The organism is Streptomyces sp. NPDC002044 (assembly GCF_040296725.1).
In the GTDB taxonomy this organism is placed as follows: Bacteria; Actinomycetota; Actinomycetes; order Streptomycetales; family Streptomycetaceae; genus Streptomyces; species Streptomyces antarcticus.
Map to the genome: position 1 here is coordinate 60,065 of NZ_JBEOXU010000018.1, position 10,945 is coordinate 71,009.

At 70.4% G+C, this 10,945-nt stretch carries 9 protein-coding genes; 7 read left to right on the forward strand and 2 right to left on the reverse strand.

Annotation, left to right across the window (positions count from 1 at the left end; translation table 11 throughout):
* The first annotated feature begins 36 nt into the window (after positions 1 to 36).
* The 3 genes from ABT106_RS07545 to ABT106_RS07555 all read left to right on the forward strand — a co-directional run bounded on the left by ABT106_RS07545 (position 37) and on the right by ABT106_RS07555 (position 2,749).
* The gene (locus ABT106_RS07545) at positions 37 to 477 is read left to right on the forward strand and encodes an SRPBCC family protein (protein ID WP_351273696.1); all 441 of its coding nucleotides are present in this window, start codon (positions 37 to 39) and stop codon (positions 475 to 477) included.
* An 82-nt stretch (positions 478 to 559) separates the two neighbouring features.
* Complete coding sequence (locus ABT106_RS07550; RefSeq protein WP_351273699.1) at positions 560 to 1,921, forward strand: carotenoid oxygenase family protein; 1,362 nt, start codon at positions 560 to 562, stop codon at positions 1,919 to 1,921.
* 204 nt (positions 1,922 to 2,125) lie between these two features.
* The gene (locus ABT106_RS07555) at positions 2,126 to 2,749 is read left to right on the forward strand and encodes an ABC transporter permease (protein WP_351273702.1); all 624 of its coding nucleotides are present in this window, start codon (positions 2,126 to 2,128) and stop codon (positions 2,747 to 2,749) included.
* A gap of 113 nt (positions 2,750 to 2,862) precedes the next feature.
* Here the strand turns inward: ABT106_RS07555 and ABT106_RS07560 are convergent, their stop codons facing one another.
* Positions 2,863 to 4,275, reverse strand: a complete 1,413-nt coding sequence (locus ABT106_RS07560) for a hypothetical protein (RefSeq protein WP_351273705.1) — start codon at positions 4,273 to 4,275, stop codon at positions 2,863 to 2,865.
* Positions 4,276 to 4,442: 167 nt separating this feature from the next.
* The gene (locus ABT106_RS07565; protein WP_351273708.1) at positions 4,443 to 5,006 is read right to left on the reverse strand and encodes a hypothetical protein; all 564 of its coding nucleotides are present in this window, start codon (positions 5,004 to 5,006) and stop codon (positions 4,443 to 4,445) included.
* Positions 5,007 to 5,716: 710 nt separating this feature from the next.
* Between ABT106_RS07565 and ABT106_RS07570 the strand changes: the two genes are divergently transcribed.
* The 4 genes from ABT106_RS07570 (at position 5,717) to ABT106_RS07585 (ending at position 10,480) form a co-directional block, all read left to right on the forward strand.
* Positions 5,717 to 6,223 (forward strand): nuclear transport factor 2 family protein, encoded by a 507-nt coding sequence (locus ABT106_RS07570; RefSeq protein WP_351273710.1) that lies wholly within the window; start codon positions 5,717 to 5,719, stop codon positions 6,221 to 6,223.
* 217 nt (positions 6,224 to 6,440) lie between these two features.
* On the forward strand, positions 6,441 to 7,145 hold the full coding sequence (locus ABT106_RS07575; RefSeq protein ID WP_351273713.1) for a scabin-related ADP-ribosyltransferase: 705 nt from the start codon (positions 6,441 to 6,443) through the stop codon (positions 7,143 to 7,145).
* 193 nt (positions 7,146 to 7,338) lie between these two features.
* A complete protein-coding gene (locus tag ABT106_RS07580; protein WP_351273715.1) occupies positions 7,339 to 9,756 on the forward strand; it encodes a DEAD/DEAH box helicase in 2,418 nt (805 codons plus the stop codon).
* Between the two features lie 358 nt (positions 9,757 to 10,114).
* Positions 10,115 to 10,480, forward strand: a complete 366-nt coding sequence (locus ABT106_RS07585; protein WP_351273718.1) for a hypothetical protein — start codon at positions 10,115 to 10,117, stop codon at positions 10,478 to 10,480.
* Positions 10,481 to 10,945: the final 465 nt, after the last annotated feature.

Here is a 10,945-nt window from a genome sequence, read left to right on the forward strand (position 1 = left end):
AACCCCACCCGTTCGAAGCACCGGCAAGGACCCCGCATGCACACCATCGACACCACCGCCCCCATCCTCGTCACCCTGACCACGCGGATCGACGCACCCCTCGCCACCGTCTGGGACCTCCACACCGACATCGACAACTGGCCGTCCTGGAACACCGGCATCGACCAGGCCGCCCTCAGCGGCCCCCCGGCCGCCGGCACCGACTTCACCTGGCTCACCCACGGAATGACCATCACCTCCACCATCCGCGAACTCGTCCCCGGACAGCGGATCGTCTGGGGCGGCACCGTCCAGGGCATCGTCGGCATCCACGCGTGGACCTTCGAACAGACCGACGCCGGCGTCCTCGTCCACACCGAGGAGTCCTGGAGCGGAGACCCCGCCGACGCCGCCGCCGACGAACTCACCACAGCCCTCAAGACCTCCCTGCAGACCTGGCTCCACTGCCTCAAATCCCGTGCCGAACAACAAGCCTGACCCTCCGTCACCACCCCCGGAACCACCAGGCACACCAACCGCACCGAGACCGACCCACCCGACCCGACCCGAGGACCACACAATGACGACCCCGCCCTACCTGACCGGCCACTACACCCCCGTCACCGACGAGATCACCGCCACCGGCCTCACCGTCGAGGGCGCCCTGCCCCCCGAGCTGACCGGCCGGCTGATCCGCAACAGCCACAACCCCAAGCCCGGCATCACCCCCGCCCACTGGTTCAAGGGCAGCGGCATGGTCCACGGCCTCCGCCTCCGCGACGGCCGCGCCGAGTGGTACCGCAACCGCTGGGTCCACACCCCCGCCCTCGACGGCGCCCCCTACATGACCGAACGCGGCCCCGACCTCACCGCCAGCACCGCCGGCACCCACGTCATCGAACACGCCGGACGGCTCCTCGCCCTCTGCGAGGCCAACCTCCCCTTCGAACTCACCCGCGACCTGGAGACGGTCGGCGCCCACGACTTCGACGGGAAGCTGCACACCGCCATGACCGCCCACCCCAAGCAGGACCCGCTGACGGGCGAGCTCCACTTCTTCGGCTCCTCACCCTTCCCGCCCTTCCTGACCTACTACGTCGCCGACGCCAAGGGCGCCGTCACCCACAGCTTCGAAGTCCCCGGAGCGACCGCCTCCCTCAAGCACGACTTCGCCATCACCCGCCGCCACGTGGTCTTCATCGAGGGCAACGTCACCTTCGACCCCGCCGAACACTCCGGCATCCCCTACGCCTGGAGCGACCAGCAGCCCTCCCGCATCGGCGTCATGCCCCGCGGAGAAGACGGAGCCCGGCACATCCGCTGGTACTCCATCGAACCCGGCAACATGCTGCACGCCGCCAACGCCTACGAGGACGGACAGGGCCGCATCGTCCTGGAAGGCCCCACCGTCGACCGCGAGGGCTTCCAGCTCTCCTGGAACTGGTGGGTCGGCGCCCCCGGCCGCGGCACCGAGCCCAACACCCGCTCCTACACCCGCCGCTGGGTCATCGACACGACCGCCGGCACCGTCGACGAACAGATCATCGACGACCTCGCGGTCGAGTTCCCCACCCTCAACGAGGACTATCTGGGCGCCGAGCACCGCTACCAGTACGCGGTCTCCTTCCCCGACCAGCAGGGATTCGGCGGCTACGGCATCGTCAAGTACGACCGCACCACCGGCGCCCGCCGCATCCACCAGGTCGGCGACGCCCGCCTGCCCAGCGAAGCCGTCTTCGTCCCCGCCGCCGGCGCCACCAACGAAGACGACGGCTACCTGCTCACCGTGGTCTCCGACCTCAAGCAGGACGCCTCCCAGCTCCTGGTCCTGGACGCCGCCGGCCTCGACCGGATCGCCACCGTCCACCTGCCCCGCCGCGTGACCGCCGGCATCCACGGCTCCTGGATCCCCGACAGCGCCCTGGACGGCAACGACCACTGACCCACCCACCACCCCCACGGCAGGGAAGCGGCACCGGCCGCGCCCCCGCCGTGGGACCACCGGCACAGCGGCCCCACGGCCACCCGCCGCCCCCACACCTTCCCGCACCACCCGCCCCCACGGCGCCCGCCCCGATACGGCGCACAGCCCCGCCCGCCCCGTACACGCATCCGCCCACCACACCACCCCGGAGGGGCCTGCACCATGTCCGGCCACGCGACCGCAACACCGCCCGTCTCCCGCGCCCGTCCGACCAGCCGTCCGCACGAGGTCGACAACCGCGCCGCCTACCTCAGCTTCGGACTCGCCTACGTCCTCGGCCACGGCGCCGCCGCGGCCTCCCAGGGCGACACCCCCCTGCTCGACCTGCCCGGCTGGCTGCCCATGACCTTCCTCGGAATCGGCCTCACCACCGGCATCGCCCAGGCCACCACCGCCGCGCTACGGGCCCAGCGCGGGGCCGCCGCGCCCGACGTCCTGTCCGGCAGACTCCTCGGCGCCGCCTGGATCGCCGCCTTCACCGCCCTGTTCCTCGCCATCACCGGCCTCACCTCCGTCCTGGGCATGCCGGAACTCCCCTCCGTCCTCTGGCCCGCCGGCTCCGGACTCGTCGTCGGCCTGCTCTACCTCGCCGAAGGCGCCGTACGCCGCAACCTGCTGCACTACACCCTCGGCGTCTGGCTCGCCCTGACCTCCACCGCGGCACTCTCCCTCGACACCCCCGGCCTCTACTGGGTCCTCGCCGTCGCGGGCGGCGGAGCCTACGCCCTCGCCACGGTCCTCGAACACCGCCGCCTGCGCCCCCTCGCGGGACCCCCGCGGTACTGACGGCCTGTTCGCCCGGGCTCCCACACGACCAGGCCCCCCACGGCGGGAAGTGCCGAGGGGGGCCCAAGGGCGCTGCGCGGGCCGTCCCGGAACCCCGGGCCGCCCGTACGCCGCTACACGGTCGGGCGGCGACGCCGGCCGGTGCCCGCCACGAGCGCGGCACCCAGGGCGAGCGCCATCCCGGAAGCGCCGAGGGCCCAGCTCGTGGCCGAGTCGGCGCCGGTCTGGGCCAGCTGGCCGCCGGTGGCGTTCGTCGCGGTGGCGGTGGTGGTGCCGACCGGCTTGGCACCGCCGTCCGGGGACGGCTGGTTCCCGCCGGTCCCCGTACCCGTCCCCGTCCCCGTACCCGTCCCCGTCCCCGTCCCCGTCCCCGTACCGGTCCCATTGCCGGTGTCCGTACCCGCCTTGTGGACCGACGTGGACTTCACGACCATGTCCGACTCGACCGGGTGCTCCGAGTCGTTGCTGTCCGCGTACAGGATGACCGCGATCGCACTGTCCGGGGTATCGGCCGCGGCCCGGACCCGGAGCTTGATGTCGAACTTCGCGTTCTTGCCCACGGCCCAGTCGAAGATGGCCCCGGGGGTCTGGCCGAGGCTGTCCTTCTCGAGGGGCACCCACGCCGTGCCGTTCCAGGCCTCGATGTCGAAGTGCTTGGCCCGCAGCACGTTCTTGCCGTCGGGGAACAGGAAGAACGAGAAGGTGTACGTGCCGATCGCCTCCCTGCCGGAGTTGTCGACGTGCAGCGCGAGCTGCCGCCAGCCGCCCCCGGCCACGAAGCCGCCCTGCGGCAGACCGTCGAGCCCCAGCTTCGGGCCCTGACGGGCCGTCTGCTGATCGGCCGCGGTGAGCTGGGTCCGGTGCTTGACGCGCGGCGCGCTGCCGCCCTCGGCCGTCGTGTCCAGGGACAGGCGCGTGGCCGGAGCGTCCTTGGCGAACTTCATCCGCAGCCGCAGATCGAAGACCTCGTTCTTCTCGACGTCGACCTCGGCCAGCGAGAAACTCCAGGCCTCCTCCGAGCCGTACGCCTCGACCCCGTGCCAGCCCCAGGTCCCCCCGGCACCCGGCGCGTACACCTCCAGCCGGGCGTCGCCGTCCTCGAAGCCGGTGGTGTCCAGCGTCCACAGGGCCAGCTCGAGGCTGTAATTGTCGATGCTCCCGCGGCCCGAGTTGTCGACGTGGAGGGAGAACTCACTCCAGTCGGCGCCGGCCTTGAAGCCCTTCTTCGGCAGGCCGTCGAGAGTCAGCGCGGGCACACCCGCCGTGGCACGGTCACCGCCGCTCTCGCGCTCCCGGCCCGCGTCCGGGCCGGCTCCCTGACGGCCGTCCTCCCGCGCGGCGGGCACCGCCGGCTTCGCGGCGGGAACGTCAGCGCCTTGCGCCGGGGCGGCCTCGTCCTTCGGCGCCGCGTCCGGGGTACTCACCGCGGGGTTCTTGACCTCGTCGGCCATCGCCGGGGTCGCCATGAGCACCGTCGGGCCGACCACCGCGGCCGCGGCCACGACGGCGATACGCTTGAAATCCACTGAAAATCCCCTCCACCGCGACTCCCCGCGCCGATCGCACGCGCAGCCGCCCCCAATATCGTTTTGAACATGCTCAGACTAACGGGGCGTCACAGCCGGATGCGACTCCAGGGGGCACGAATTGACACCGGCCAGGTACCGTCCCCCCGGCACCGGGACACCACCCGTCAGGGCCGCAGACCCGCCCGCCTGAGCGCCACCTCACACAGGTCGGCGATGACCTGCCGGTCCCCGCGACGCCACGCGTCGGCGAGGCCGCCCGCAGGAGCCGCAACCGCGGCGAGGTCGCCCAGCGGCCCGGTCAGGGCACGCAGGGCCAGCAGATCGGAGCCTCCAGGCGAGTCGAGAAGACGCCGAACGGTGACGCTCCGCCGGATCCACCGCAGGCGCGGCGGAAGCCACAACAGCAGCACCACAACCACGGGAACCACGATCAGAGCCGCGGTCGTCAGGTCGGCGACCCGGCCGACGGTGTCCTGGAGCGACTGCCCCGCGTCGGCGAACCCGGCACCGGCGTCGGCCGCCGACTGGAGCGGCCTCTTCAGGAGACCACCGACGAGCGGCACCTTCGAAGCCGCGTCACCAGCCTCACCGAGTGCGCCGGCGAGGCTGTCACCCGAACTCTCCACCCTCCGCCCCGGCTCGGCCAGCAGCATGACCGCATCACGGACAGCGAGGGCGAACCACACCGCGGCGGCCATCAGGCCCACGGCGATCAGGTCCCCGATCACCTGACGGTTCCGACGTGCTGGGGTCTGGGCGTACAAGCGCATCAGCGGGCTCCCGGTTCATGACATCGAAGAGGACCGGCCGCCGCCCAGAGGCAGGGCCCGGCCGACCGTACGTCCGACTCTTCCACCGGTCCCCGCGGGCAAACGTCCCCGACGCGACGGCCGGCCGTCGCACCCTCGCCCGGTACCGCAAAACAACCCGACCACCACCACCGACCACAGCAAACCGAACCGGCCCGAACCGAAGCGACCCACACCCACCCACCCACCAGGGCCACCAGCACGTGCGACCGAACCGGCCTGCTCCCCCCTCCCGCGCCCCTCCTCAGCGGTTCGCACGGTCATCATGCGTGACCAATGCTTCCCTCCGGTCCGATGCGCCCCGGGCACGACGACGACCTCCTCGTACCCCGGCGCGGCGGATCCCTGAACACCGCGGAAGACCCCTCCGCCACCCCCGTCACCCCGCTCGCACCCACCCCCGGAGACGAGCGCCCGAACAAGCCCGGCCCACACCGGACGGCGACCACGCCGCACACGGCGCCGAAAGCCCCGGCGGTGGACAGCCATGGACAGCACTGGGCAGCCACCAACTCCCCACGGCCTGGAAAGTGGACACCTCCTGCCCCGAGTCTGTGTGCCGTGACCGCCGCACCCCCACACGGCAGTCCACCCCCACCCACCCCCACCCACCCCAAAGGAGAACCGACATGACATCCCTCCCCCTCCGCACCCTCACCGTGCTGACCGCCGCCGCCGCCCTCAGCGCCACCGCCCCCACCGCCCACGCCACACAGGACACCAACCACCACACCCCGGGCATCGTCACCGCCTGGGCCCGCGCCTGGAACGGCACCGACCCCCAAGCCCTCGGCGCCCTGTTCACCACCGACGGCACCTACACCGACGAAGCCGTGGCCGTCACCTTCCGCGGCCGCAAGGAAATCGCCGGGTGGAAGGCCCGCGCCGACACCCTCATAGACAACGTCCACGTCACCATCCGCACCACCCGCCTCGACAGGAACCGCATCACCGTCCGAGCCGTCTACTCCGGCCACCTCAAGGGCGCACCCAAACCCTTCGCCGTCCCCATGACCACCGTCCTCGACCTCGACAAGAACCGCTGCCGGATCACCTCCGACCGCGACCACTACAGCCTCGCCACCGTCCTCACCCAGTCCGGCCTGCCCGCCGACTGGACCCCGCCCACCCCCTGACACACGCGCGACCGGCCCGCCGCCCCCGCCCCCAAGGCGGCGACGCCGGACCCCGCGGATACACACCCCGACAAGACCGCCCTACCGCGCCGGAGGAACCTTTCCCCGGTACGACTGATCCACCCGTGCGGGTGGACCCGACGCACCACGCCCGCGACGAACCGGCGACCACCCCTATAAAGAGGCCCGTCACATTGATCGACTGATGGGCCCCACCATGCTGCAAGCCGCTCTGCGCGTACTCGCCGCCGCCTCCCTCATCTCCGCCGCCGCCGTCTCCCCAGCCGCCGCCACCGCCACCGTACGAACCACCGCCGTGGACGACCTGACCACACCATGCGGCCCGACCGTCGAGTACCGGGCCTGGGACTGGTGGCGCACGACAACCAACACCTCGATCGCCCGCCCCGTCGCCTCCACCGCCACCTCCGAGCGCTGGCAGTGGCGCACGGACGTCAACACCCTGTGGCGCGGCGACACCCGGGAAACCGTCGAGGAGATCTTCCAGACCGGCTTCACACCCCGCGGCGACCAGATGACCCCACTCGCCGAGTACATCGTCAAGGGCGGCGGCCAGAACAGCGCACACCTCAGCACCAGCTGCGAGAAGTGGGTCGCCCAGAAGTTCGCCACCTACGGCAGCGCCAAGACCGGCTGGGTCTACGAGATCTACGCGCCCGGCGGCATCGACGTGAACGCCACCGCCCGCCTCAACGACTACAGTTCCCCCTACCTCTGGAACAAGGAGATCGACTTCCCCGGCGGCGTCAAGGGCCGCTACATCAAGGGCGCCTGCAAATTCCGCCTGACCCACACCGACCCGGAAACCAAGGCCAACACCTTCGAAGAACTCGGCTGCAAGAACAACACCGGCTTCGCCCCCTACGAAACGGACGCCGCCCTCACCACAGCCACCCGCTGACACAAGAACCCGACCCCCGCACCGCCCCGGGCCCCCGGCACAGCAGCGACTCCACACACCAGCCACCACGAGGCCATCGCCGCACTCGGGGACGGTCCGATCCGCACCACGACCGCCCTGCCGCAACCCACACGGGCCCCCGGAAACAGAACCCGCACCGCGACCACACTCCGAAGCCCGTATCGGGTGCGTCATGATGACGACCATGGTCACCCCGCTCCAGCCCCCCACCCCCCACCGTCCCGAGCTGCGCCCGGACCAGGTGCAGGGACTGCGAGCGGTCGTACGGCATCTGCGCCGCCCCAACACCCGCGCCCTCTACGTGGCCGCGACGGGAACGGGCAAAACGCTCCTGTCGATCCGTGCCGCGGACGAACTCGACGCCCGCCTGGTCCTGGTCGTCGTCCCCACGCTGGACCTGGCAGCGCAGACCGCTCTCGCCTGGCGCCGGGACGGCCACCACGAGCACATGGTGATCGTCTCCTCGATGGACAGCGCCGGACACACCGCGCTCGCCGCCCGCCGCGTCGGCTCCACCAGCAGCGCCGAAGCACTCAGCGCCCTCATGTCGGTCGTGGGGGAGGAGGAAGACCAGCTCCCCGCACTGACGCTGATCGCCACCTACGACTCACTCGACAAGATCGAAGCCACCCAGCACACCCGCTACCCCGTGCCCCACTTCGATCTCGCGATCATGGACGAAGCCCACCGGATCGCCGGCCGGGCCGACAAAAAATGGGCCGCCGTCAACGACGCGGCACGCATCCGCGCGGACCGCCGCCTCTACATGACCGCCACCCCACGCAGCTTCGCAGCCCCCACCCGCACCGACGCGGCCCCCACCCGCCGCAGCCCCTCCCACACCACACCAGAACCCGCCCCCGACGCCGTAGCCAACAGCATGGACAACGAGACCGCCTACGGAAAGAAAGTCTTCGAATACCCCCTGGCCCAAGCCATCGAAGACGCCGTAGCCGCCGACTACCGCATCGTGATCCCCACCGTCACCGACACCGAACTCCGCACCCGCCTCAACCTCCCCGCCCCCACCGCCTCACCCCCCACCGACACCGGCACCGAGGACGCACTGCGCACCACCGCCCTCCACCTCGCGGTCCTCAACGCCATGGCCACACACTCCATGCGCCGGACCCTCATCTTCTTCCACCTCGTCGAAGACTCCATCCGCTTCGCACGCCAGCTCCCGCACACCCTGCGCCGCCTGCGCAAAGCCGACCCCCACGCCTACCCAGGCCTGGACCCGGAAGTCTTCTTCGTCCACGGCGACCACACCACCGACGAACGCGCCGACATCCTCACCCGCTTCGCCGCCGCACCCCGCGCCATCCTCGCCAACGCGAAAGTCATCGCCGAAGGCATCGACATCCCCAGCGTCGACGCCGTCGTCTTCGCAGACCCCACCAGCAGCATCATCCGCTGCGTCCAAGGACTCGGCCGCGCCCTGCGCCTGGACGTCAGCGGCAAGGTCGCCAGCCTCATCGTCCCCGTCTACGTCCCGCCCGACGCCGACCCGGAAAACATCCTCGGCACCGCCTACGAGCCCGTCTGGGCCATCACCACCGCCCTGGCAAGCCACGACCACCGCATCCTCGAACGCCTCCCCAACAAAGCCAACCGCCTGCCCACCGAGACCAGCCGCCTCATCCAGCACCGCTGGCACTTCGACTTCACCCTCCACCCCGAACGCATCGCCCGCGCCATGGACCTCATCGCGTTCAACCCCCGCGGCCCCCTGACCCGCACCCGCCGAGAAGGTCTCGCATCCGCCCAGGCATTCCACAACACCCACGGCCACCTCGACATCCCCGCCGACCACACCGATACCGCCGGCTTCGAACTCGGCCGCTTCATCACCACCACACGCGAAGCAGCAACAGCCGGCCGTCTCGACGCAGACTGGACCGCAGAACTCGACGCCCTTGGAATGATCTGGGACAAACACCACGCAGCCTGGCGCGCCCGCCTCACCACAGCCACCACCTACCACCGCACCCACGGCCACCTCGCCGCCCCCTCCACAAGCCCCCTCGGCTCCTGGCTCGCCGAACAGCGCTCCCTCGCCACCCACGGCCACCTCACCCCCGCCCGCACCGCCGACCTCGCAGCCATCGACCCCCACTGGCTGCTCCCGTACGGCCCCGACTGGCACCGCAAATACCACCTGCTACGCCGCCACCTCGAAACCGGACACCTCCTCACCCCCGCCACCACCGTCGGCAACACGAGCCTCGGCAGCTGGGCCATCCGCCAGCTCACCCAGTGGAAGACCTTGGAGCCAGGTCAGCACGAACTCCTCACCGCCCTCGACCTCACCGCTGTCCTCAGCACCCTCACTCCGCGCCCAGCCGCCCGCCGAACCTTCGCCGAAACAGTTCAGATCCTCGAACTCTTCCTCCACCGCGAGCACCGAGCTCCAGGAGCCCGAGAGACGGTCACCGTCGACGGCGACACCGTCAATATCGGCCCCTGGCTCGCCAAGACCCGCACCAAGATGCGCGCCGGCCAACTCGACCCCGAACACGCCCAACTCGTTACGGCCCTCTTCGATGGCGACTGGACCGACACGGACGCGCCCATCACCTCCGTCTGAACAGCACCACACCTCGGAACTCCGGCTTCGCCCGCGGGAGAGGCACGGCCCCGACATAAGGATTCCCAGAAAGTTTTCAAAGAAGGAAGCACACCGAATCGGCCGCTACGGAAGCGGCAACCCCGACCAGAAGACAAGACAGAGCGACACCACCGCGGTTCTGCCACCGGTATACCGTCGCCCGTGAGGCCCACCGGCAGCCCCCCACAGGGCCGGTTTTCACGGGGCCGGCACCAAGCCGGTACCCCCCACCTCTCCCCGCCGGCCTCCCGGCCGCGACCTCAAAACCCGAGTCACCCTCCACCATTGCCGGCGGTGCTGGACTCGCCGCACTGAAGCGAAACCCAAGAAGAACAGGGTGAGCTCCACCGCTCGCAAGCGTGGCGAAGAGGACGTCATCTCCATTGCACAGACCGACTCATGCTTGTTTCGCCTCCTGATCCGGGGGCATCCGCTGGTCATGGACACCACAACGGACATCGGTGAAGAAGTGATCGAGACGCAAGGCGATGAGCATCATGTCGTCCTCAGCGCTGACGCGAATGGTGACGGGAAGCCCGACGTGTGGATGATCGACACCACTGGTGACGGCAAAGCCGACCTGTACCAGTTCGACACCACCGGTGACGGCCTGATTGACGTCACCATCGCCGAACGTGATGAAGAGGCCGGGACCGACCGGCTAGTGGTCGAAGGAGACGGCGGCCACCCGCAGGAAGCGTGACCTTCCCGCGGGCTTCTCCGCGGTGCTGTGCCCATGCCAACAGGGGTCAGAGTCTGCATGGCACAGCACCGCGGAGAAGCCGTATGGAGGCCCATCGAAAGAGGAGCGTTCGATGCCGGTCGTAGTGAGCGTGGTGTTCATTGTGTTCGGGTTGTTCTTCGCCACGGTGGGGTCCCGCTACAAGGACTCCTACCAAGGTGAGTCCTGGGGCATGGCTGCAGGTGGTATCCCGTTGAGGGACATGAGCCGGCGGACCGTTATCGGGATCGGCTGCCTCATCGCACTCGTGGGAGTAGCCGGCCTCTTCTTCTAACTCGCGCACCCCGCCGAACCCTCTCCGCAGCCAGCCGCCCGCGAAGCGGGCAAAGGGTCCGGGGAGCGCAGCGGACCGGACCCGCCTGGCTCCAGCGGGTCCCGTTCCGGGGCCGGGCGGTAGGCGGCTCGTGTCGCGGGTTTGGGTGTCGT